General features: G+C 33.5%; 17 protein-coding genes and 3 pseudogenes. 14 read left to right on the top strand and 6 right to left on the bottom strand.

Going from position 1 to position 25208, the window contains the following annotated elements; all coding sequences use genetic code 11:
* Positions 1–15 precede the first annotated feature (15 nt).
* The 8 genes and pseudogenes from SJY24_RS31740 to SJY24_RS31705 all read left to right on the top strand — a co-directional run bounded on the left by SJY24_RS31740 (position 16) and on the right by SJY24_RS31705 (position 11894).
* Positions 16–771: pseudogene (locus SJY24_RS31740) on the top strand (ABC transporter ATP-binding protein).
* Entirely contained in the window at positions 761–2707 is a 1947-nt protein-coding gene (locus SJY24_RS31735) for an FtsX-like permease family protein (RefSeq protein WP_377867552.1), read from the top strand. The pseudogene SJY24_RS31740 and the gene SJY24_RS31735 overlap by 11 nt, the downstream one beginning before the upstream one ends.
* 505 nt (positions 2708–3212) lie before the next feature.
* On the top strand, positions 3213–3917 hold the full coding sequence (locus SJY24_RS31730; protein WP_002137462.1) for a response regulator transcription factor: 705 nt from the start codon (positions 3213–3215) through the stop codon (positions 3915–3917).
* Positions 3917–4903 (top strand): sensor histidine kinase, encoded by a 987-nt coding sequence (locus SJY24_RS31725; protein WP_097872385.1) that lies wholly within the window; start codon positions 3917–3919, stop codon positions 4901–4903. Before SJY24_RS31730 ends, SJY24_RS31725 begins: the two co-directional genes overlap by 1 nt.
* A 143-nt stretch (positions 4904–5046) precedes the next feature.
* A complete protein-coding gene (locus SJY24_RS31720; RefSeq protein WP_002137457.1) occupies positions 5047–5817 on the top strand; it encodes an ABC transporter ATP-binding protein in 771 nt (256 codons plus the stop codon).
* Positions 5792–7762, top strand: a complete 1971-nt coding sequence (locus SJY24_RS31715) for an FtsX-like permease family protein (RefSeq protein ID WP_377867551.1) — start codon at positions 5792–5794, stop codon at positions 7760–7762. The genes SJY24_RS31720 and SJY24_RS31715 overlap by 26 nt, the downstream gene beginning before the upstream one ends.
* A 32-nt stretch (positions 7763–7794) precedes the next feature.
* Positions 7795–8538: a lipoprotein BA_5634 family protein gene (locus tag SJY24_RS31710; RefSeq protein ID WP_377867550.1), complete on the top strand. Its 744-nt coding sequence runs from the start codon at positions 7795–7797 to the stop codon at positions 8536–8538.
* A gap of 791 nt (positions 8539–9329) precedes the next feature.
* A complete protein-coding gene (locus SJY24_RS31705; RefSeq protein WP_377867549.1) occupies positions 9330–11894 on the top strand; it encodes a PBP1A family penicillin-binding protein in 2565 nt (854 codons plus the stop codon).
* A 353-nt stretch (positions 11895–12247) separates the two neighbouring features.
* On the opposite strand, the pseudogene SJY24_RS31700 reads toward SJY24_RS31705, so the two are convergent.
* Positions 12248–12904 (bottom strand): annotated as a pseudogene (locus tag SJY24_RS31700) (IS4 family transposase); the annotation flags it as partial.
* 74 nt (positions 12905–12978) lie between these two features.
* Complete coding sequence (locus SJY24_RS31695) at positions 12979–13365, bottom strand: carboxymuconolactone decarboxylase family protein (protein WP_377867548.1); 387 nt, start codon at positions 13363–13365, stop codon at positions 12979–12981.
* Positions 13366–13524: 159 nt separating this feature from the next.
* Here SJY24_RS31695 and SJY24_RS31690 point away from each other — a divergent pair, with 159 nt between their 5' ends.
* Positions 13525–13899 carry a MerR family transcriptional regulator gene (locus tag SJY24_RS31690; RefSeq protein WP_377867547.1) on the top strand — a complete coding sequence of 125 codons (375 nt, stop codon included), beginning with the start codon at positions 13525–13527 and terminating at the stop codon, positions 13897–13899.
* Positions 13900–14085: 186 nt separating this feature from the next.
* On the opposite strand, the gene SJY24_RS31685 is transcribed toward SJY24_RS31690, so the two are convergent.
* Positions 14086–15015: a carbohydrate binding domain-containing protein gene (locus SJY24_RS31685; protein ID WP_377867546.1), complete on the bottom strand. Its 930-nt coding sequence runs from the start codon at positions 15013–15015 to the stop codon at positions 14086–14088.
* Between the two features lie 781 nt (positions 15016–15796).
* Here SJY24_RS31685 and SJY24_RS31680 point away from each other — a divergent pair.
* From SJY24_RS31680 to SJY24_RS31665, 4 genes are all read left to right on the top strand, one after another.
* On the top strand, positions 15797–17140 hold the full coding sequence (locus tag SJY24_RS31680) for an ABC transporter permease (protein WP_377867545.1): 1344 nt from the start codon (positions 15797–15799) through the stop codon (positions 17138–17140).
* 11 nt (positions 17141–17151) lie between these two features.
* Positions 17152–17856 (top strand): ABC transporter ATP-binding protein, encoded by a 705-nt coding sequence (locus SJY24_RS31675; protein ID WP_377867544.1) that lies wholly within the window; start codon positions 17152–17154, stop codon positions 17854–17856.
* A 364-nt stretch (positions 17857–18220) separates the two neighbouring features.
* Positions 18221–20356 (top strand): peptidoglycan D,D-transpeptidase FtsI family protein, encoded by a 2136-nt coding sequence (locus SJY24_RS31670; protein ID WP_377867543.1) that lies wholly within the window; start codon positions 18221–18223, stop codon positions 20354–20356.
* A 651-nt stretch (positions 20357–21007) separates the two neighbouring features.
* Positions 21008–21553, top strand: coding sequence for a GrpB family protein (locus tag SJY24_RS31665; protein ID WP_377867542.1), 546 nt, complete (start codon positions 21008–21010; stop codon positions 21551–21553).
* Between the two features lie 272 nt (positions 21554–21825).
* On the opposite strand, the gene SJY24_RS31660 is transcribed toward SJY24_RS31665, so the two are convergent.
* The 3 genes and pseudogenes from SJY24_RS31660 to SJY24_RS31650 form a co-directional block, all read right to left on the bottom strand.
* Positions 21826–22167, bottom strand: a complete 342-nt coding sequence (locus SJY24_RS31660; protein ID WP_377867541.1) for a YolD-like family protein — start codon at positions 22165–22167, stop codon at positions 21826–21828.
* The gene (locus SJY24_RS31655; RefSeq protein WP_377867540.1) at positions 22164–23429 is read right to left on the bottom strand and encodes a Y-family DNA polymerase; all 1266 of its coding nucleotides are present in this window, start codon (positions 23427–23429) and stop codon (positions 22164–22166) included. Before SJY24_RS31655 ends, SJY24_RS31660 begins: the two co-directional genes overlap by 4 nt.
* 107 nt (positions 23430–23536) lie before the next feature.
* Positions 23537–23611, bottom strand: a pseudogene (locus SJY24_RS31650) (transcriptional regulator); the annotation flags it as partial.
* 159 nt (positions 23612–23770) lie between these two features.
* On the opposite strand from SJY24_RS31650, the gene SJY24_RS31645 reads away from it, so the two are divergent.
* Complete coding sequence (locus SJY24_RS31645; protein WP_377867539.1) at positions 23771–25198, top strand: ABC transporter permease; 1428 nt, start codon at positions 23771–23773, stop codon at positions 25196–25198.
* Positions 25199–25208 lie beyond the last annotated feature (10 nt).

Raw genomic sequence — 25208 nt, 5'->3', positions numbered from 1 at the left:
GAGGTAATTTCTCATATAAAAATAGTAAAAGTAAAAAATCTTAGTAAATAATACAAAGGGAAGGTTTCACATACAGCACTTTCAAATATTAATTTAACAATTACAGAGGGGGAATTTGTTGGGATTATGGGCCCTTCGGGTAATGGAAAAACAACATTATTGAATATGGTTTCTACTATTGATTCGCCAACATCAGGCAGTGTATTCATTCATAATAAAAATCCGTATCAACTCTCACCCAATGATTTGGCCTTATTTCGCAGACAGGAATTAGGATTCGTTTTTCAATCCTTTAATTTGTTGCATACATTAACAGTAAAAGAGAATATGGTTCTTCCGCTCGTATTAGATGGCATGAATGTAAAAGAATAAATAAACGAGTAGAATCTATTTCGAATAAATTAGGAATCAACGAAATTTTAAATAAACGAACATATGAAATATCAGGAGGACAAGCGCAGGAAACAGCGATTGCCCGTGCACTCATTCACTCTCCTAAATTGGTTCTTGCGGATGAGCCGACAGGAAATTTAGATTCTAAAGCCTCTCAAGACGTAATGGAGATATTAACACTATTAAATAAAGAAGAAAAGGCAACAATGATGTTAGTAACGCACGACCTAGTTGCTGCAAGTTACTGTGACCGCATTATTTTTATTAAAGAAGGACAGCTATACAATGAAGTTTGCTACAATGATGATCGTTCATTTATTTTATAAAAACATAATGGATAGTTTTTCTATGTTAGGGGGGAATAAACATGACTTTTAGACAGCTCGCATTCAATAATGTTTTACGGAATCAACGAATATATCTTGGTCATTTTTTTAGTAGTACATTTGCGGTATTGATTTTTTTCACTTATGGACTACTTGTCTTCCATCCGAACCTACAAGGCGAACTGACTCATGTAAGTACCATCATGAGTACATTTGGGAAAATAGGATTTCATTTATCGTATTACTTAATCTTTGTCTTTTCTTTCTTATTTATTTTCTATTCTGTTAGTGCATTTTTAAAAAATAGAAAAAAAGAGTTTGGATTATTAATATTACATGGAATGTCTCATCAACAGCTTCATCGATTAATTTTTTTTGAAAATATGTTGATTGGAATCCCTTCTATAGTAGTAGGCATCGGACTTGGGATGGTTTTTTCTAAATTGTTTTTACTAGTTAGTGGGTCTTTATTAGGAGTAGAGCAAACATTAGCATTTTACTTTCCATTAAAGGCAATGCTAGTAACAGCAATGTCCTTTTTTGTTTTATTTTTACTTATTTCATTGTTAACATCAAAAATGGTGAAAATGAATGAGCTAGTAGAACTCATAAAATCAGATGAAAAACCAAAACCTGAGCCAATAGTGTCTGTTTGGATATCCTTGTTGGTCATTATTTTATTTGGGGCAGGTTACTCCTGCGTTCACCATAGTATCGCCGCGGTCGATTACATGCGTTTAAATCAATTATTCCTACTTGTAGGAGTAGGTGTCTTATTAATTGTATGTGGAACCTATTTTTTCTTTACTCAATTGTGTGTATATGTGTTATCTGCTTTAAAAAATAGAGAAACTACATTCTTTAATAGAACGAATATCCTTGTTATTTCAGAATTGATGTATCGAATGAAAGATAATGCGAGAACGTTCTTTATCGTTACAATTATATCTGCAGTTGCTTTTACGGCAATTGGAGTTTGTACGGCTATCGCAAATCCTGAATTGGCAAAACATGAGACCCCATATGCATTTACCTATCGATCGGATAAGGGGAATATACAAGAAAAAGCGCATATTGATAAGATAAAAAAGCAATTAAAAGAATCTGGATTTTCTTATAAACTTGTAGCAACAAAATTTAAAAGGGCACAAAGTGGGCTGGTTTTAATTAATCTTTCTACGTATAATGAATACGCTAAAAAATTAGGGTATGAAATAGAGAAATTAACAAATGAAAATGAAAGTATCGTTATACGATCAGAGAAAAACCACAAAAGTGCAGAGGATCTAGAACCTTTTGAATTAAGGCATGGTGAACTAGAAGTACCACTTTCTGTTCAAAAAACAGTTTATATCCCAGAATTAACGAGCGCGTTTGGTAAACCTGTTATTGTCTCTGATGCTGTTTACAATAAGGTCCTAAATGTTCAACAAGAAGGCGTACTCCGAGATTACACCATATACGGTTTTATCGTTAAAAATTGGTCTGAAACAAGTACGATTTCTACAAACCTTATGAAGTTCATTGGTACGAATCAAGAGGATTATTATGCCTTTTCATCTTTGTATTTAAAATGGATTGAATTGAAACAACAAAACGGATTACTTTCTATTTCAAGTGTAATGGTGGGAATAGTATTTTTTGTATTTACGCTAAGCTTTTTATATTTCCGTTTATTTACTGATTTAGAACGTGATCAAGAGCAATATCAAATGATTTCAAAATTAGGATTAAGCCAAAGTGAGTTAAAACAAATCGTAACAAGACAAATGATATTACTATTTTTCTTACCAATTGTAGTGGCTATGGTTCACAGCAGTTTTGCATTTCTAACGTTTCATCAATTAGGACAAACAGTAAGCAAGGAAATGTCTGTTATTCAAAGCTCAATTGTTGTATTAGTAATCTTTATTTGTATGCAAATGATTTACTTCCTCATTATTAGACATCACTATTTAAAACGTATATGTACAAAAATGTATTCATAAAAAAGATAGGCAAAAAATTAAATGTGCATACTCAATCACTAATTATGGTTGGCTATGCACATTTAGAATGTTAAAAATATACCAAGGTTAATATGTATTTGTTCCGATTCATTTTGATCTTCTTGGCTTATCAGTTGTCAGTGGCTCAAAAAAAAGAATCATGGTATTACCCCTTTTAGATAGCCCTAATGGGTATAAAATTTATAAGGTTTTTAGTTAATATGTAAAATGGATATTGTATTTAATGAAGCGCCCTGTAAACAGGGTGCTTTTTCAATTATATCCTATTCATCCAATTGGAGAATCAACATACTATTTTAAGTAAAGAAAAAAAGATGGATACCATCTCTATTCCGTTTATTAATTTAGAAACAATAAATATACACTTTAATGGATACTTATTGCATTTTAGGGGGGATATAAGATATCATCTTTTTTAAATAAATAAAATATAAAACACTAAACGAACTTTAAAAATTACACCTAAATTAAAGGAGATTACGAAATGAATACAATCATGATTGTAGAAGATGATATGAAAATCGCTGAATTACTGGGAACTCATATAAAAAAATATGGATACCAAAGTGTTATTATAGAGGATTTTGAAAATATCTTAGAAATATTTCAAGAGATAAAACCAGATTTAGTGATATTAGATGTAAATTTACCTAATTTTGACGGTTATTATTGGTGTCGCCAAATACGAGCTATTTCTACTTGTCCAATTGTATTTTTATCTGCAAGGAGTGGAGAGATGGATCAAGTTATGGCTTTAGAAAATGGTGGTGATGACTACATTACGAAACCTTTTTATTATGAAGTTGTAATGTCTAAAATCCGTAGTCAACTCAGGAGAGCATACGGTGAATATGCTCCTAAAGTAAAAGAACGAATAGTTGAGCAATCAGGATTATTCCTGTTCCCAGAAAGAATGGAACTTCAACTAGAAGATAAGACAATTATACTTACTAGAAAAGAAACAACTTTATTGGAAATATTGATAACAAAGTCTCCACTCCTTGTAAAACGTGAAGTGATTTTAGAACAACTATGGGATAGTTCATATATAGACGAGAATACATTGAGTGTAAATATAGGAAGAATTAGAAGGAAATTGCAAGATTTAGGTATTGAAAACGCACTGGAGACAGTTCGTGGTGCTGGATATCGTTTGCATGCTACTTGGGAGAGGGAAGGAAAGGAATAATGAAATTATTTTTAAAAGAACATATTCCACTCATTTGTTATACATTTGCCCAATTGCTTATCATCCTTTTTATATATTGGTTTGATGGTTATCCACATGTTTTGACAGCATTATATTCTGTATTTTTAGGTGTTTTTTTATTAATGGGTTATTTAATATATCGTTATTATAGTCATCGTTCATTCTACAAGCGTCTATCAACACCAATGGAAACGTTAAATGAATCAATAAAAGATAGTGATTCGACTCCGTTATCAATGGCCTTAGAAACATTACTACAAACTCAATATCAATATTATCAAAACCAATTAAAAAAATGGGAACGAAAACAACAAGAACAAATGACTTTTATGAATCAATGGGTTCATCAAATGAAAACACCTCTTTCTGTTATTGAGTTAATTACACAAGATGCAGATGACTCTCAATTTGACAGTATTAATGAAGAAACGGAAAGAATCAAAAAAGGATTAGAAATGGTCTTATATGTTGCTCGTTTAGAAACATTTGAACAGGATTTTCATGTAGAACGATTGCAATTATTGGGAATGCTTGATTCTGTTATTCATGAAAATAAACGTCTGTTTATACGTAGTTATGTGTATCCAGAAGTAAAAGTAGATCCGAGTCTTATTGTAGAAACAGACAAGAAATGGTTTCGATTTATACTCAATCAAGTACTTTCAAATGCAATTAAATATTCATCAAGTAAGAAAGGGAAAGTAATAGTATCGGCGTATTCAAAAGGACGAGCAATTATTTTGGAAGTAAGAGATTATGGAGTGGGTATTCCTACTGCTGATTTACTACGTGTTTTTAATCTATTTTATACTGGAGAAAATGGTAGAAAATTCAAAGAGTCTACAGGAATGGGATTATATCTTGTTAAAGAAGTATGTGAAAAATTAAATCATAAGATTGAGCTAGAATCTGAGGTAGGTAAGGGAACGAAAGTTAGAATCGTATTCCCGTATGCCTCTCGTTAACCGATGAAAGAAAGATTATTCATCGGTTTTTTCTTTTGAATCTTACAAACTTGTTAGATAAATGTTAGGGAAATCGATAGGGGACATACTAAATATAGGTTACACTTCATGTATCGAAAAGAGAAATGGAAGGTGAAATACTTGTGGAGATACTACATGTTTCAGATTTAGGGAAGGTTTATCCTGGGAAAATTTCTTATACAGCATTATCCCATATTGATTTAAAAATAAACAAAGGTGAATTTGTAGGAATTATGGGACCATCTGGGAGTGGTAAAACAACGCTATTAAATATGGTTTCTACTATAGATGCTCCAACATCAGGAGAAGTATTAATTCATGGAGAAAATCCATATCTGTTATCTCCAGATCAGTTGTCTTTATTTCGAAGACGTGAATTAGGGTTTGTTTTTCAATCATTTAATCTCCTTAATACACTGACAGTGAAAGAAAATATTGTTCTTCCACTTACGCTTGATGGTGTAAGCCCTACAGAAATGGAAGGGAAAGTGGAAGCTATTGCTGAAAAATTAGGGATAACTGAAATATTAGATAAACGTACGTATGAAATTTCTGGTGGGCAGGCACAAAGAACAGCAATCGCACGAGCTACTATTCATAATCCGAAATTATTACTTGCGGATGAGCCTACAGGAAATCTGGATTCAAAATCTGCTAGTGATGTGATGGAATTATTGACAAAGCTTAATAAAGAAAATAGCACAACGATGATGTTAGTGACACATGATGCAATGGCTGCAAGTTATTGTGATCGAATTGTGTTTATCAAAGATGGACAGTTATACAATGAGATTTATTGTGGAGATAATCGCAAAGTATTCTATCAAAAAATTCTAGAGGTTTTAGCATTATTAGGAGGAAATGCAAATGACTTTTCGACAGTTCGCATTTAATAACGTCATTCGAAGTAAACGAACATATTTGGCTCATTTTTTAAGTAGTACGTTTGCTATTATGATTTTCTTTACTTATGCATTACTTGCATTGCACCCTAATTTACAAGGCGACCTTGCTGCCAGTGTAACAATCAATACATTTGCAAAGTCAGGATTACAGATATCGCAGGGGTTAATATTTTTCTTCTCATTCTTCTTTATCCTATATTCTGTAAGTGCATTTTTAAAAACAAGAAAAAAAGATTTTGGAATTCTAATGCTACATGGGATGTCACGTTCACAGTTGAATAAATTAGTATTTATTGAAAATATAATAATTGGAATCGTGTCTATTTTAACAGGAATTACAATTGGAATGGCGTTCTCTAAGTTTATCTTAATTATGAGCAACAATCTGCTAATGATTGATAAAGGACTGCCATTTTACATGCCCTTTAAAGCAATTGGAATAACATTTGGAGCTTTCTTCTTATTATTTTTACTTATTTCACTTTTTACTTCTCGACTAGTAAATGTAGAGCAATTAGTACAATTAATAAAAGCAGAAGAAAAGCCAAAGCCTGAACCAAAAGCATCCCTGTGGCTATCTTGGTTCGCACTAATTTGTATTGGATTAGGATATACAGCTGTTTTCCATAGTGTTAACGCAATTCATTACAAGGATATGAAATATGTATTATTCATGATGGCGACAGGGGTGAGCCTTGTTGTACTTGGAACGTACTTCTTATTTACACAGCTCAGTGTGTATGTGTTACGTGCATTAAAGAAAAGGGAAAATATTTTCTTTAAGAAAACAAACATACTCACAATCTCAGATTTAGTGTATCAATTAAAAGATAATGCAAAAATGTTTTTTATGGTAACTATTATTTCTGCTGTTGCCTTCACTGCAGTGGGGACTTGTATGGGGTTAGGTAACTCATCCATGGCTGAATCGGATAGCCCTTTTGCATTTTCTTATCGGTCTTATAATAATAACAATTTAGAAAAAGAACATATAAAAAAAATTGAAAGTGAACTCAATGATGGTGGGTTTAATTTCAAACAGGTGACTTATTCAATCAAACAAATTTCGGATACCATTTATAACAGTAATTTTTTATTAAGTGTTATAAAAATAAGTGAATATAATAAGTTAGCTGTGGCATTTGGTTTTGAAAAAGAAAGCTTAAAAGATGAAAGTGATAGTTTTGTCATACCATCAAGAAAAGTTTCTAATACAAAATCTAATCAAAATAACTTTCAATTGTTGCATGGAAATATAAAAAAAGCCATGCATGTAAATAAAATACTAACGCCAAAAGAACTACAAGATACAAACATAACGACAATTATTATTCCGGATACTGTATATAATCAAATGATTGTGGATCCAGAGGATCACTACGGTCAATTCACTATCAATGGTTTTGTTGTGAAAGATTGGGAGAAAACAAAAAAAGTTGCTGAAAAAATCTTGGCTTCCTTACAGAAAGGAAATAAAGATATAAATGATCCTAGGGTATACAACGAATCATATCAATTTTCGGCTTTAATTTTTACATGGATAGATATGAAGCAAGGTTTTGGACTTGCATCTATCATGAGTGTATTAATAGGTATAGTTTTCTTTACGTTTGCGGCAAGCTTTTTATATTTCCGATTATATACAGACTTAGAACGAAATCAGCAGCAATATAAAATGATAGCAAAAGTTGGTTTAAGTAAACCTGAATTAAAGAAAATTGTGTCACGTCAACTTGCATTGTTATTCTTTTTACCCATTGTAATAGCAATTACACATAGTGCGGTAGCTTTTATGGCCTTGCAAAAGTTAGCTGATTTTTCAGTCTTGGGTAGTTCAACTATGGTATTGATTTGTTTCTTAGTTATGCAAATTATATACTTTTACTTTGTTCGTTCTCAATACTTAAAAAGAATGTATAAAACGATTTTTTAATTCAAATATAATTAAAAGAAGGAGAATATAGGGTGAAAAAAAGACTTGGGTTATTAATAGTAGCTGGTATTTCGATTACTGTGTTAGGAGCATGCTCATTATTTGGTACAAAAAATTCCCCAGCAAATGGAATTTCAATGGAAGTAGGAGAGATAAGCGAACAAACAAGAAACTCTATAATGGACTTGTACAAAGACATAACAACATCACAAGAACTATATCAAATAAAAGAAGGAACGATAGATAATAGCAAACTCAACATTAAGCTCCCGACTAATTTGGGGGATTCTATGGATACTGCTACTAGTAATTTACTATTTATTAGTAGAACAACTGCTGAAAAAATGAATAAAAAGGGACTTATACGTGAAAGGGATAATAACGAGGGGCTTCTATCTTCAGTCCCTTTGGATTCGTTACCAGAAATAGAAAAAGATGAAACTATCATTTTTGCAAATAAAGAATATAAGGACTTAAAAGAAATAACATATGACGGGAAAAAAATGAATACTACGTACGAAGGTGATGTATGGCTAGCGCCATATCGTGGTGGATCCAATGTGATCCTATTAATTGTAGATGATACTTTATTTAAAGAAATAAATGGAAAAGAAAAAACAAGACAATTTCTATCTTTTAATAAATCTTTTGGGAATCTTAATTTAGTCAATCAGGGGAAAGAACCAGAATTAACAAAGGAAATAAATAAATTGAATACGGTCTTAGGTACTGAGGGTAAGGGAGCCGTTGAATTTGTTAATATTACAGAAAAGTAAAAAAATACGTCTATATGGGTAAAAACAGGTCACCATCAAGTTAAGAAAAATAAATACACCAAAACGAAAAAACTCACTTCTTATCTGAAAAAAGATGAAAAGTGAGTTTTTTTGCTTAGCGAGGTAATGTTCCAAAACGCTGATGGTACTACATGCCGATCAAGCTAAGAATGGATTTTCTATGAAATTCCATTTTCGTTGCTGTACCCTTATTAACATTTTGGTTCCGTTACTATACAAACTCAAATTTGTTCCTTATCTTAAAGTGGAACAAATTTATTACTTAAATTGTCTATTAGATGTGATCTTAAAAACTTAGTGCCAAAGCTTGATACATTGAATCTGGTTTGACATCTATTTTAAGTACTGCAAAATACGAAAGGACTGATTATCTTGAAAAGTACAAGGATGTTAAAAATAGGTGTGTGTGTTGGAATACTAAGTTTAAGTCTTGCAAGTGTAAAACTTTTTACAGGTGAACCATTTTAGGTGGGAGTAAAAGAAAAAGTAAAAGTAAAGAAAACAAAACATGCAAATCCAAGAACTCACCATTACAAGTATTAGATATAGTACAAAGAGATAAGGAACAGTTCACTATTCTCTTGCTTTTAGGGGCAGTATTATTATAAAAGGATAGAGATGAAAATAGTTTGTTCAAAAATTAATCTATGAATTAGGAAATATTTACTGCCTTCGATTAGTAAACTGTTTAAATATAAGTATATTTCTGAAGGTGACTTCAATAAATTTAAGTAAATCAACAGGAGAATTGAAAGGCAGGAGAAAGTAGCATGTCAGAAAATTATCGTTCTCGAGAGGAGCGACGACAAGTTAAAAAGAAAAAACAGCCAGCTGCTAAAAAACAAAAACCAAAAGGTAAAACATCATTTTTTCGTAAGTTTTTAATTAGTTGTTTATTACTTGGTATTGTAGGGTTAGTCGCAGGGGTTGCTACTTTTTTCGTTATGATCAAGGATGCGCCAAAACTTGAGAAAACAAAACTTGTTAATCCGTTATCCTCAAAAATATATGATAAAGATGGGAAATTGATATATGAGTATGGGAAAGAAAAACGAACAAATATTATGTATGATCAAATTCCTAAATTAGTAGAAAATGCATTTTTAGCGGCAGAAGATGCACGTTTTTATGAGCATAGAGGCGTAGACTTTAAAGGCACTGCACGTGCAGTTTTAGTCAGCCTAAAAGGGAATTACGGCTCTCAAGGTGGAAGTACGATTACGCAGCAAGTTATTAAAAATTACTTCTTATCGATGGAAAAAACGTCAAAGCGAAAGGCGCAAGAAATATATTTAGCGTATAAGCTAGAACAACAGTATTCAAAACATGAAATTTTAGAAATGTATTTAAATAAGGTTTACTTAGGCAACCGTTCATACGGAATCGCAACAGCAGTACAAAATTACTATGGTAAGGAATTAAAAGATTTAACACTACCAGAAGTTGCGATGCTTGCGGGTTTAATGAAAGCGCCTAATAACTATGATCCAACGAAAGAACAAAATATTCAAAAGGCAACAGAAAGAAGAAATGTTGTACTTGAATTAATGAATCGACATGGTTATATTACAAAAAAAGAAATGGAAGAAGCATCAAAAGTTCCAGTAACAGAAGGGATTAAGACAGCAACTGAACAACAAGAAATGCCATATCCTGCGTTTATGGATGCGGTTGTGAAAGAAGTTGAAAAAGAGTTGCCAGATGCTAATATTGGATCTGACGGTTTAGAAATTTATACAACATTAGACCCAAAGGCACAGGATTTTGCGGACAAGCTTTTAAATAAAAATATTATTAATTATCCAAATGAGAAATTCCAAGGGGCTTTCACATTTATGGATACGAAAACAGGAGAAGTTCGTGCAATTGGTAGCGGACGTGGTGAAAATAAAGCTGTATTTAAAGGACATAATATAGCTATCGAATTAAATCGCTCAGCAGGTTCAACGATGAAACCAATTTTTGATTATGCTCCTGCAATTGAATATTTAAAATGGGCTACTGATCATCAAATTGATGACTCCCCATTTAAGTATTCAACAGGACAAGAAGTTAGAAATGCAGATAGAAAGCATTTAGGACCAATTACAATGCGAGATGCATTGAAAACGTCACGAAATATTCCGGCTATTAAAACTGCAAAAGAAGTAGGAATTAATAAATCAAAAGCTTTCTCTGAAAAGCTAGGTATTAAATTTAATGTAGCACCGACGGAATCAACAGCGATTGGTACAAATGAAGCGTCACCGACTGAAATTGCAGGTGCTTATGCGGCATTTGGTAATGATGGTAATTATACGAAGCCGCATTTTGTTAAGAAAGTCGTTTATCCAGATGGTAAATCAAAAAGCTTTGAGCAAAAGCCAAAACGAGTTATGAAGGATTCTACAGCATATATGATTACTGATATGCTTCGTACTTTTGTTTCATCTGGATTGGGTACAGCAGCTAATATAAGTTCTTTGGATGTAGCGGGTAAAACAGGGACTACAAACTATTCTTTAGAACAAATAGCACAATATAATCTACCAGAAAGTGCAACTCGTGATAGTTGGTTTGCTGGTTATACACCACAATATACGATGGCAGTATGGACTGGATATACAAAAGATAGTAAAGACGATTATATTAGTAGTAAAAATACGAAAATTGCTCAATTGATATTTAAAGAAATGATGAGCAATTTCGCTACAGATAAGTCACAATTTAAAATGCCGAACAGTGTAGTTCAAGAAGGTAGCGAATTACGTATTAAAGGTGAGAAGCGTGATTCTTCTCCAAATACGAAAATACCAAATACGACTGAACAGCATAGTAATAATAATCAAAATAAGCAAAAAGAAAAGCAAAAGAAACAAGAGGAATTAAAGAAACCAGAAGAGCAAAATGAGCCAAACAGTGGTAGTGGAGAAGGAAATACAAAGCTACCAAACAATGGTAGTGGTCAAGGAAATACAACACCGCCAAACAATGGTAGTGGTCAAGGAAATACAACACCGCCAAACAATGGTAGTGGTCAAGGAAATACAACACCACCAAACAATGGTAGTGGTCAAGGAAATACAACACCGCCAAACAATGGTAGTAGTCAAGGAAATACAACACCGCCAAACAATGGTAGTGGTCAAGGAAATACAACGCCGCCAAACAATGGTAGTGGTCAAGGAAATACAACGCCGCCAAACAATGGTAGTGGTCAAGGAAATACAACACCACCAAACAATGATAATGGAGAAGGAAATACAACGCCGCCAAACAATGGGGATGGTCATGGAACGCCAAAGCAACCAAGTAATGATGCGAATACAGGAGAGGGTTCAGCCGATAATGGATAATAAGTAATATGAAGAAATCGTTGGTTTTATTTTTAAAATAACGTTTGATCAAAAATACCTTACAAACCCATATTTTAAAATAAACAAAAAACCCCCAAAATTTGATTTTTAGAAATCAAATTTTGGGGGTTTTTATATGAATTGAATACATAATGGCGTTGAAAAGAAGGAGTAAAAGGGAATTCTAATAAACAGAGAATCGTCCCATTGGCTGAGAGAACGAATGCTAGAATTCTTTGAAGGTAGTCTTGGAGCTTTGCTTTTGAAAGGGTAAGATAGTTGAGTAGAAAGCAACGGTTAGGTTCTCGTTATCGAACTAAAGTTATATGACTTATTGAGTCTATTTACCTTGAGGAAATAGAGAAGGCTCCTATCGCATCCATTTGATGGAGATCTTTCAGGTCGAAGTAACCTAAATCACGTATACATAAATGATTTGGTTTTACCGTTTGTAAACAAGTGGAACCATAGGTTCGATCATTTTGTTTACCGGTCCCTAAATGAATATGTAGGAATTGTCCACTTAGAAGTTCGTATTCTAAGTGAATCTTTACGCCAGCCGTATGGCTACTTCCTCCAGATCCTTGATAAGCTAAAGCGAATATATCTGGAAGTTGAAAGGTCGTAGAATCCAAGATTCATATACGTTGAAACCGATTAGTATAGCGATGAAGAAAGCGCTGAGAAGTAAATAGCTTTTGGATAAGCAAGGAAGAGAATATATGTTGAAGGAGCTTGACAGCTGAAGGATTAAATCGTTGATTGAGCCCCTCAGGGGTCATCAAAACCCCTGTCGAAGACTCTAAATTACTACATAATTGTGTTAATGAAGTACTCGCGAATTTTTGACTTAGCCATACACACAGAGCTATTAATTCTTGAGTACGATATTTACGGGTCCGTTTCACAAACCCAACCTCTTTCGCAACTTCTTGAAGAGCTAGAGGAGATAAACAGTGTTGTAGTTCTTTGGAAAAGAGGTTAAATTCATCTAAAAGTGAAAGATTCATAAAAAAGCACCATCCTTTCCTATTATAAAAAAATAAGGTAATTGATTCGACTGAGCTTATTTATTAATGGTATCTTATACTAAGTTCAGCCTACGTTCTTCAAAAATTCGTTTTGCCACAAAGATTGCATTAAGGACTCGTGGAAAGCCAGTGTAAGGGATGCAGTGCATAATTGCTTCGACTATCTCATCTGTTGAGAGACCAACATTAAGTGCCGCATTAATATGGACATTAAGTTGTGGTTCACAGCCACCCTGTGTAGTTAATGATGCGATTGTAACCAATTGACGTTGTTTGATATCTAGTCCTTCTCGAGGATAGATATCACCAAAGGCGAATTCAACAACATATTTACCGAGATCAGGAGCAATATCTTTTAGTGAATCTATAACACGTTGCCCACCTTCTCCATCTACTTCCATTAGTTTTTGCCAGCCACGCTGATAACGTTCATTATTCATTGCATTTGCCTCCTAAGAATTTATAAATTTTAATTTTTTAATCATTTAGTATGTCTATGTTGCGTAGTATCAATTGATTAAAAAGTAACTCTTGATTAAACGTTACACCCTCGAGTACACTCTAAAGCAACCCCTTTTCATTGTGTTATAATGAATTTTATGGAAAATATATTTACTATTAAGCAAATTTCAAAAATAACAGGACTTACTGTGCACACTTTGCGTTACTACGAAAAAATTGGATTACTTAATGAGGTGAGCCGAGATATCAATGGTTATCGTCAATATTCGGAAGCCGATATTTCTTGGATCAATTTCTTAATCCGTTTAAGAGTAACAGGAATGTCAGTCACAGACATGAAACTTTTTTCTGATTTACGAAGTCAAGGTGAACCTACAATAAGTGCTAGACGAGAATTGCTAGAAATACATCAAAACAAAGTCCTTAAAGAAATTAAAGAGTTGAAGGATAATCTGATGAAAATTGAAGAAAAAATTGATTACTATAAGAGGATGGAGGAATATAGGAAATAACCATTTTACATTATCATTCGTGTCAAAAGTTTAGGAAAGTACCTACTGAAAAAACACCATTCTTTCGAAAGGATGGTGTTTTTTCGTTTTGGGGCGTTATAAAACCCTTAAGTTGATGGGCATATGGCGACTCATTTCTAGAATTGTTTTCATGTGTCAATGATAGAAATATATTTTTAATTATGGCTACTTTTCAACTAGTACGATATCATCAAGATAGGCATCACCGATTACATATCCATTAATTTGAAAGAAGAATGAATATGGATTATTAGTATTTAGAGTAGTAAATTCAACCGATTTTTGTTCATACTGTGTGGAAGTAAACTTCATATAAAGTGTGTCTTTTCCCCCAGGAGATTGTGCTCCTACAAATAAGGTTTTTTCAGGACCCGATACTTTTCCAGATGCGGACATGATGTATGTAGTATTAGGCTTCAAAGTTACGTCTCCCTTAAGATGACCGATTCCTGAACTAAAATGAAGTCCTTTAGAATTATTTACTCCTGCATGCTCTTCAATATTGTAATTTAAAGAGCCATATGATGGTTTAAAAGGTTCTAAACTTGAATTGTGGTCAAAATCAATATTAAAAATATAAGATTTCTCCTTTTCCTTTAATTGTACATTATCAAACTTAGCCCTCCCATTTGCTGTAGAAGCAAGTTTGACAGCAAAGTTTGACACATCTTCCCCTGTTTTAAACTTCATCTCATGATGTTCCGGCTTAAATCCTGTATATTGCTTTTTTGTTAATGGAACGATTTCTTGATTGGCATTCAGATTACCTACTGTTACTTCTGAGGGAGAAACTATACTCCCCGCTATATCAAATGTTAATGTATATTCTGTATTCGGCTTTACAGTAACAAGCTGATAGGCTGTGTCTGCATGTATTAATTTGAGATAATGATTGCCTGGTTCAGAAGTGCCGATATTCTCGGTAGAAGAATTAGGATTAGATAAAATCCAGTTATTTAGCCCATCCTCAAAGTCCCCATTCCTAACTTGTTCATTTGCAGATGAACTATCTGCTGATACAATACCTGAAAAACCTATACTGGCACTTAAGACAATTGCTGTAGACAATACTCCGATACCGCTTTTTTTAAACAATTTCTTCATCTCCTTTGGTCATATTAATATTTACTTTTTCACATTTTTATATATATTTGGATAAACCTTCTAAATAACAACTTTATTAAAAAATATTCATGTATCCGAGATTTAGGTTATTTTCATTTGAAAGATCTTCAACATATACAAGGACACCTCGCTCAAATTGAACCGGTAAAGAAAGCATATCAAGAGAGCGCAGTGACCTATTAACTAACGGAAGTGTCAGTTCCACTTGCTCGTTTATTAAGGTTATTCGTATCAATTTGACCAAACATTATTCCAAAGCTACATGAATAAAACACACGGCAAGCTTATGGGTTAATAATTAACTCCCAGCCAATTTATGCTTCCAATTCCGTTGAATAATTAGATAATCACCTACAAAAATAAGTGTTTTCTGGCCAACTTATGCTTCCAACTGCGGCCAACTTATAGGTAAAGTGACACTCTCTATGGAATATTAATTTTAATTTATACTTTGTATTCATTTTTTGTCAGCGATGGTAGTGAAGTAACATTTTATATATGTCGAACAATTAAGATGGCTTCCTGCCATCCCTTGTCCGAGGCCAATTCATCTCCCACCTACTCACTTCGCGTTCCTTGAGGAAGGAGTCTTCTTGGCTAAAATGATAAAATTTTATATTTTTGCATCAAAACCGGAAAAACACCCATTTATCAATTTATTTCTATTTTTTAATCTTTACAAAAGAACCAGATTAGCTCCATACCACCTACAGATTACTACTTTATGCTAAATCTCTAGGAGGTTATAAACATGAATTTTATCAAACGATCATTTTTAAGTTTAAAATTAAGAAAAGGAAAGGCACTTATATTACTTGCTATTTTTCTAGTTGTAATTAATTTGGTGTTTGCTGGATTTACAATTAACAGTGCATCAAGTAAAGCCACCGATTCGGCCAGACAACAATTAGGAGCAAATGTTAATTTAATAATAGATATAAATAAATATATAAACAGTGATCAAAATACTGGTGGAGCAGGAATAGTACCTGCTATCGAAGTGAAAGAAGCTGATAAATTAAAGAACTCTAAGTATTTAGCTCACTATAATTATCTAAAAAGTGCTAATGCTGAGCTGAAAGAGCTCCATTATGTCGAATCACTTGGAGGAGCTCAATCATTTGGCCCAAATAATAATTTAAATTTCACTTTACAGGGTGTTAGAGATTTTTCTTTATTAGAAGCTGCTCAAGACAAAAAATTAAAACTAGTTGAAGGAAAGGGAATTACGCCAAAAACAGTAGGGAAAAACGTTGCTATGATTGAAAAAAGACTAGCTAAAAAAAACAATTTAAAAGTGGGTGATAAACTGCAAATGGGTGAAGTAATGGATCAGGAACTTACCACGAAAGAGCTAGAAATTATAGGTATATATGAGTCAAAAGAAGAGGCCTCATCTTTTGGAGGACAATCTTTTGCTTTATTAGAGCCTGCTAATCAAATATATGTACCGTATTCTTTAATGAATTCATTGGAAAATGCAATGTATTCATTAAAGGACCCTAAGGATATTGATGCATTTAAGGAGGAAGCAAAAAAATTAGGATTACCAGATTACTATGAATTGGATGCACAAGATAGGGTATATAAACAAATGATTGGTCCAATCGAAAATATTGCATCTTTTTCGAAAATGATTGTAATTATTGCCTCCATTGCAGGTGCAACTATTTTAGGATTAATTATTATGTTATCTATTAAGGAACGTAGAAAAGAAATGGGAATTTTGTTATCTATAGGCGAGAAAAGGTGGAAGTTAATGGGCCAATTACTAGTTGAGATAGTATGTATTGCTATATTAGCATTTGGCTTATCTTTATCAACAGGAGAGAAAATATCTCAAAAAATCGGTGATAATCTGCTATCTAGTGAAATAGCAAAGAATGAAGATAGACCAGAAGACCCTATAGCACTACTTAGTGGTAATCCTACTGCAGAAGTAGATCCAGTAGATAATATTGATGTAAGTATTTCAACTGAAGATTTAGGGAAAATAGGGGGAATTGGATTAGGAATCGCTATCCTGGCAACGATTCTTCCAGCATTATCAATTCTTCGTTTAAATCCAAAACAAATCCTTTTAAAAGATGAATAAGGAGGCCCGGTATGGAGACAATTTTACAATTTAAAAACTTAAATTATTATTATGAAAGTAACGGAAAGAAAGTAACGATACTAGATAATGTTGATTTTTCTTTTCAAACAGGGCATTTCTACACCATTTTAGGACCATCTGGATTTGGTAAGACCACAACGCTTAGCTTAGGTTGTGGGCTGGATATACCTAAAAATGGGTATGTACTGTATAAAGGAAAGGATATTCGAAAAATTGGTTTGGATCAATACCGTAATCAATATGTATCTGTAATTTTCCAATCCTATAATTTGATTACCTATATGACGGCTCTTCAGAATGTACTAACGGCAATGGAAATTACAGGTGTTAAGGTACAAAATAAAAAGGCAAGGGCATTAGAATTATTAGAGAAAGTAGGACTCACAGAAATAGAAGCGAAACGAAATGTCTTGCAACTAAGTGGTGGACAACAACAACGTGTAGCGATTGCTCGAGCGCTATCTTGCAATGTGGATTTACTGATTGCTGATGAGCCTACAGGTAACCTTGATGAAGAAACAGCAAATGACATTATTGATTTGTTCCAGGAGCTCGCTCATCAAGAAAATAAATGTGTAATTGTTGTGACGCATTCACAAGAAGTTGCAAAAAAATCGGATCGAGCAGTTTATTTGAGCAAGAAGAATTTAATAGTAAAAGATATTGACACTCCCAGCCCTAAAGGGACAAGCTGACAAACGTCAGTGGGATTCTTGCTATCAAAGGTGAAGTCTATTTCTGATATCGCTGACGTGCAAGATTGCGGTGTGCCATCACCATATAGGTTCGTGAGCTACGGTACTATAAACCATACCGTACAGATCGTTGCGTGTTCATATGGTTTAGCGTCTTGTTTTCAAGACTTGTGCTTGTCTATCGTTCAAGTAAAACCAAAACACAACTGTTTTTCTATGAAAAAACGATACTTTCATCCCATGCCTAAAGGCGGAATAAAGTCCGATATGGGCTTTCCCATATCGTGAAATCTGTAATAGATAAGTTTGGGCTAATGTAAAAGCTGCATTTAAGAAACGCATTAAAGATACAAAAGGAGTATGTATGAAAAAGCAAAAAGAAAAGAAAAAGCCCTATATACCTCTCCGATTAAACGTTTTATTTCTTTGTATATTTTTATTGTTATCAGCTATTATTGTCCGGCTAGGAATTTTACAAATTGCTGATGGAGAGACTTACAAAAGAGAAGTGAAAAAAAATAGCAATGAAACAATAGGACTTTCAGTACCTCGCGGGAAGATTTTTGATCGAGAAGGGAAACCAGTCGTGGATAATCGCCCCCTTCGTTCTATTACGTATACAAGGTTAAAGGGGATAAAAATTGAGGATATGCTAAAAACAGCGAAAGATCTAGCAAATGTACTTGAAATTCCGGACGAAGACATAAATAAGTTAACTGAGATAGATAAAAAAGATTTTTGGATGCAATTAAATAAGGAGCAAGCCAAAGAAAAAGTTACTAAACAAGATGAAGAAAATCTGAGAAAGAAGAGCATAGAAGGGAAAGAGTTAGACAAGAAAATTGAAGAGTTAAGACGAAATCGTATTACAGAAGAAGAATTAGCAGAATTAACGCTGCAAGATTTAAAAGTGTTAGCGATTAAAAGTAAGATGAGTTCTGGCTATCAAATGACCCCTCAAATTATTAAAAGCGATGCGACAGAACAGGAGTATGCACGGATAAGCGAAAACCTAGCAGATTTTCCAGGTGTGGACGCAACAGTTGACTGGGAGCGTAATTATGTAAATGGTGATTTATTTCGTTCTGTATTAGGGAATATAACAAGCAGGGAAGAAGGATTGCCTAAAGAACACTTAGATTCGTATTTAGTGCGTGGATACAATCGTAATGATCGGGTTGGAAAAAGCTATATTGAACAAAGATATGAAGATGTATTACATGGTAAAAAAGAAGAAGTGACAAATATTACTGATAAATTTGGAGATATAATCAAAACAGAAACAGTGTCGAAAGGGAAAAGTGGTAATGATTTAATATTAACAATTGATATGGAATTGCAAAAGAAGGTGGAAGAAAGTATTGAGAAAAATTTAAGAGACTTTAAAGGTTCGGAACCATTATTAGATCGTGCTTTTGTTGTTATGATGAACCCTAAAACGGGACAAATTTTATCTATGGCTGGAAAAAAATTAGTTGAAAAAGATGGGGGGACAGAGCTGGAAGACTTTGCCTTGGGTAACATCGTAACTTCTTATGAGTTAGGTTCAGCTGTAAAAGGTGCTACCTTATTAACTGGATACCAAACAGGAGCTATAAAGCCAGGAGATACATTTTATGATGCACCTATGAACTTTAAAGGTACACAAGCTAAAAAGTCATGGAATGTATCTGGTTTTGGGAATATTAATGATTTAAGAGCTTTACAAGTATCTTCTAATGTATATATGTTCCATACAGCTTTACAAATTGCTGGGGTTAATTATGTACCAAATGGCTCATTAGACATTAAACAAACAGCATTTGACACAATGCGTTATTATTTTAAACAATTTGGTTTAGGAGTTCCAACAGGAATTGATTTACCAAATGAAATAACGGGACAAACGAGACAGAAAGATACCAAGCCTGGATTTTTACTGGATTTTTCCATTGGGCAGTATGATACGTACACACCAATGCAATTGGCACAATATGTTTCAACGATTGCAAATGGTGGATATCGAATGAAGCCTCAAATTGTACAAGAGATTCGAGAACAAACAACAAAAGCCGAAGACATTGGTAAAGTTGTACAATCTTTAGAACCTGTTGTGTTAAATAGAGTTGATATGGAGAAAGAATATATCGAGCGAGTAAAAGAGGGGTTTAGATTGGTATTTCAAGAAGGTGATGGAACTGGTGTAAGGCATTTTAAGAATGCCCCATATAAGCCAGCAGGTAAGACAGGAACAGCCCAAACAGTATATGGTGGGGATAATGAAATTGGAAGGAATGCAGAAGGTGAGCGTATTGAGTGTTACAATATAACACTAGTTGGATATGCTCCATACGATAATCCAGAAGTAGCTTTTTCTGTAGTGGTCCCATGGGTTAATGATGATAAAAGTGGTATTAACTCATTAATTGGAAAAGATATTTTAGACGCATATTTTGATTTGAAAAAGCAACGTATAAATGGTGAAAGTAGCAATGCCGATATCTCTAATCAGAAACAGTGAAATTTTTGCATATTTCTAACTAGTAAAGATAGGGGCATGTATGGTGACCCCCATTAGGCTAAAACGTATAAAAAGACACTATCTAAAGTGTCTTTTTATACGTTGACATGCTATTTAAGAAAATGTATTGAATAATCATAATCAATTAGAAGCTTCTCGATTAATCTTAGTATAACATCAATATAAAAATTTTTAAGTGTTATTATATATACAGATTAAAAAATTATGAAAAAACTTTAGATGAAATTTCTTTTTCTTTCTATAATTGGTTCTGGTGCAAAAACTTCAAGGTAATTACAAGTAATTTCTAAAACTTGGACATACTGATACTATTACTCTAAAAAGGTGTATAATTATGTGAGGGGTATTGTCAGGTTTTTAGATCCCCCAGGTTAAGAGCATGCAAAATTTCATGCGAATTTTCGGCTAATTTAGTAATAAACAAGAACCCTAGAACCGCGACAGGATAGGAATGTATAAAAAAATGCATAGGTCCATAGAACGAAAAAAAGAGGTTCCCTTGTGAGAGTGAGGTTCCTCCTTTTCTTTGCTACCGAGAATAGGACGTTATGTTAACCTTACATGAATACGATATACATAATAGAATCTGATATCATTTAGATTGTAAGAGAGATTTAGGGAGGAAAATGAATGTCAGATAAAATTATTGTAGTTCCTTATAAAAGTGAATGGTCAAAAGAGTTTCAAAATCTAGGGGATTCATTAAGAAGTGTTTTAGGAGACGTTGCCAAAAGAATTGATCATATCGGCTCTACATCAATACCTGGTTTAGCTGCAAAACCAATTATTGATATACAAATTTCCGTAAATTCTCTAGAGTTATTAGATTCTTTCAAGAAACCCTTAGAAAGTTTAGGATTTATTTATAGAGCAGATAATTCAGACCGTTCTAAACGTTATTTTCGCGAAACTCCTGGTAACAAGAGAACTCATATACATGTGAGACGTGAAGGGAGTTGGCCTGAACAACTTGCTCTCTTATTTAGAGATTATATGCGTACTCATCCAGAAGACTGTAAGCAATATGGAGAATTAAAATATAGGTTAACTGAAAAACACACAAATAATCGACACATGTATACCGAATCAAAAGATCCTCTGATATGGGAGATTCTACGAAAAGCTGATAAATGGAGCCAAAATATTGGCTGGATTCCTCAAGGAACAGATGCTTAACTTCCAATAACGATAATTATGTAAATGAGCTGTCCAAATGGATGGCTTATTTTATTTTTTGCTTAGCGTGGGGTTTTTCCAAAATGCTGGCGGTACCCCATCGCTATTAAGCTAACAAAACAAGAGTCACTTTTGTTATAAGATATTTTTGACTTATGTTTCATTTATTATATCTTTAAAATATAGTTTCATATCCTTAGCTTCGAATTCATTTATTTCAAGGGGGGAGCGCAATCATCACATTTAGTATTTATACTTTGCATTGAATGCTTTTATTTTGCATCAACAACATCCATAAATTTAAGGGTAATCCTGTTATAAAAAGCATCTGTACATAGTATAGAACAATTCAATGGATCAATATCAGTCACGGTCATGTAGTTAGTAAGCAGATAGCCATCTTCGTAATATGTAATCAACACCTCTTCTTCAGATAGTAATGAGCATAATAACATGTTCTCGATAAGTTCTTTTTCTTCAGAAGTTAAGAGTGGACGTGCTACTTTATTTTTTTTCTTAATAATCTCACGTATACCGTCAAATTGTTCTGTCATTGCAGCCGTTTGCGTCCATTTCACCATTCCTCTTCCCTTTGGCATATTAGCGTTGTTCATGATTTGTGTCCTCCTAACAATGTGTTTCTGTATCTTGCTGTAGCACTATTTGTATAAGAAATTCCTCTTAATATGCTGTTCTTACCAAACTTAGTGCGTATTTCATCCATTACCTTCGTTAATTTCATTTCTTTTTCTCGTTGTATTACATTGTCAAAAAGAGATATTTGTTCTTCACCTTCATTGATTAAGTTGGTTAAAGAAACATTGATAGATCTAATTGGTTCCCCGGTATAAAACTTATGTAAAAAATATGTACAAATATGATAGATATCCATTGTTAAATTAGTTGGTCGGTTCATAGTGTGAGTTTTTCTGAAACCACCAGCGTAATTTTTACTATAACCAATGGAAAAATGGATTGTTTGAGCTAGTTTGTTTTGTCTTCTCATCCGATAACAAACTTCCTCGATATGTTCCAGAAGGATAATCGGAAATTCTTCTATTGTGTAATCACGCATGAGTATTTGGCTTTTACCAATTGAAGTTGTTGCGGGTATGTATTTTTCTGCAATGCGGCTAAAATCAATGCCGTTGCTATGTAAGTGTAATTCTTCACCAATAACCCCAAAGCTTTGTATTAAGTATTTGAGAGGATAAACAGCTAGGTCACCGATTGAATGTATTCCTTTTCGGTTTAACTTCGCTTCTGTTTTACCCGAAATCCCCCAAAACTTGCTAAGTGGTCGTATCGGCCATAATTTTATAGGGACATCTTCGTACTTCCAGTATGCTATACAATCTTTCGTTTTCTTCGCTTCCACATCTAATGCCACTTTGCTCATTAAAGGATTAGGTCCAATCCCAATCGTGCATTCAATTCTTGTTTTTTCATATATTTCGCGTTTGAATTTTAATGCAAATTCATAGGGCTCATTCGCAAACAGATGAATGCTATTTGTAATATCCATAAAGAATTCATCGATGCTGTATTGATGGAAATCCTCAATCGGAACGTATTGTAGAGCTAATTTCGTTATGTAATTTGAGCATTTTATATAAGTTCCCATGATTGGGTTTACCACAAGAATGTCTTTACGCCGTGGTATTTCGTACAACCTTGCCATTTTCTTAACACCTAATGCCTTTAATGGTGGTGTTGCAGCCAAAACAATAGAGCCACTCCTGTTAACATCTCCTACTACAGCTAATTTAGTATGCAGTGGGTCTAAGCCCATCTTGATACAGGACACGCTTGCATAAAAGCTGCGAAGATCTACACATAAAACAATTCGATTTGGCAAAATTGAGTAGTCATACACCGTTATGCCTCCTTAAATAAGAACGTCTGTTCTTATTATATACGAATGTGCGTTCTGTTATGAAGGTTTTTTTATAAAAAATAAAACTGACTCTAGTTAGCCAGTTTTTACATATCCCAAAAGTCGGTGGATTTAACGTTGGGTTTTATTTGCCTAATAACTTTTAAAATTTTTTTCATTACGTATTTTAATTTGTGTTCCAGTTTTTCTTGACCATATTAACGAATCACTACATATACACTCCAGATAAGCCCTAATATCTTTAGATAATCTACTGAATATCTTCATATAAACTCCAGATAGCGTATATAGAATAACAACTATCAAGGAGGTTAGGAAAAATGAATTTTATAAAACGTGCAATTCTTAGTATGAGAAAAAGAATAGGAACATCATTAATTTTGATGGCAGTCTTCCTGATTGTTACAAATTTAGTGCTGGCAGGATTCACAATCCAAAATGCATCAAAAAAAGCTGCTGATGCAGCAAGAAAAAAACTCGGTGCAGATGTTACTTTAAGTCTTGATTTTGATAAATTAGTAAAACAAGCAAGGGAAACGGGAGAAGCGCCTAATCCGCCGCAGCTCAATACAAAAGAAACAGATCAATTAGCGAAGTCCAAGTATGTAAAAGATTATAATTATATGACCAATAATTTCGGAATTGCGGATGGGTTTAAATTAGTAGGAGTTTCAGAAGGAGAAGGAAAAGGAAATGGAAATGCTAGAGTGGCAACGGCGGGAGGATCAGGTTCGGGTACAGAAATAGATATGAATTCTTCTCTTATGATAGAAGGAGTTCGCAAGACTTTATTACAAGAAAGCTTTAAAAATGGAAAAAATAAAATCGTTGATGGAAAACCAATTACAGAACAGATGCAAGATCAGAATGTAGCTTTAATGGAAAAACGATTAGCGGAACAAAACAATTTGAAAGTAGGAGATAAAGTTAAAGTTCAATCAGGGGATAAAAAGGAAACTCTTGAAATTGAAATTATCGGTATTTACGAAACGAATGAGCAACCAATGGGTCAAAATCCCCCTCCTATGATGAATCCAGCTAATAAACTATATATGCCTTACTCTACTTTAAAAAAATTAGAAGTAGATGAAGGTATGAGTAGTATCCAAGTTGTGTACTTATTGAACGACCCACAATACATTGATGCATTTAAAAAAGAAGCAAAAAAATCTGATATTGATTTTAATTATTTTAAGTTAGATGCACATGATTCATTGTACAAACAAATGATTGGTCCTATCGAAAATATCGCTTCTACTTCTCAAATGATTATCTATATGGTATCTATTGCAGGTGCGATTATCTTAGGATTAATCATTATGTTATCGATTAAAGCACGTCGTAAAGAAATGGGGATTTTATTGTCCATTGGAGAGAAAAAATGGAAACTGATGGCGCAGTTCGTAGTAGAAGTAGTATGTATTGCTATTTTAGCATTTGGATTATCCATAACAACAGGAGCTAAAGTTTCTCAATTCGTAGGGGATAACTTACTTTCGAGTGAAATTGCTACAGCAAGCGAAGAAACAGACACCCCACAAAATGGTGCTGTAATGATGTCTGGACCTGGTGGTACGCTACAAGACCAAAAAGAAGATCCAATTGATAAAATTGATGTAAGTGTAACAGGAGAAGATGTAGGGAAGATGGGGGGAATTGGACTAGCTATTGCTATATTAGCAACGCTTCTTCCAGCATTATCTATTCTACGCTTAAATCCAAAACAAATCCTTTTAAAAGATGAATAAGGAGGCTCGA

The organism is Bacillus sp. R86525 (genome assembly GCF_042466195.1).
Lineage (GTDB): Bacteria > Bacillota > Bacilli > Bacillales > Bacillaceae_G > Bacillus_A > Bacillus_A nitratireducens.
Note: the sequence above shows the minus strand (reverse complement) of the source record. Positions and strands in the feature narration are given on the sequence as shown.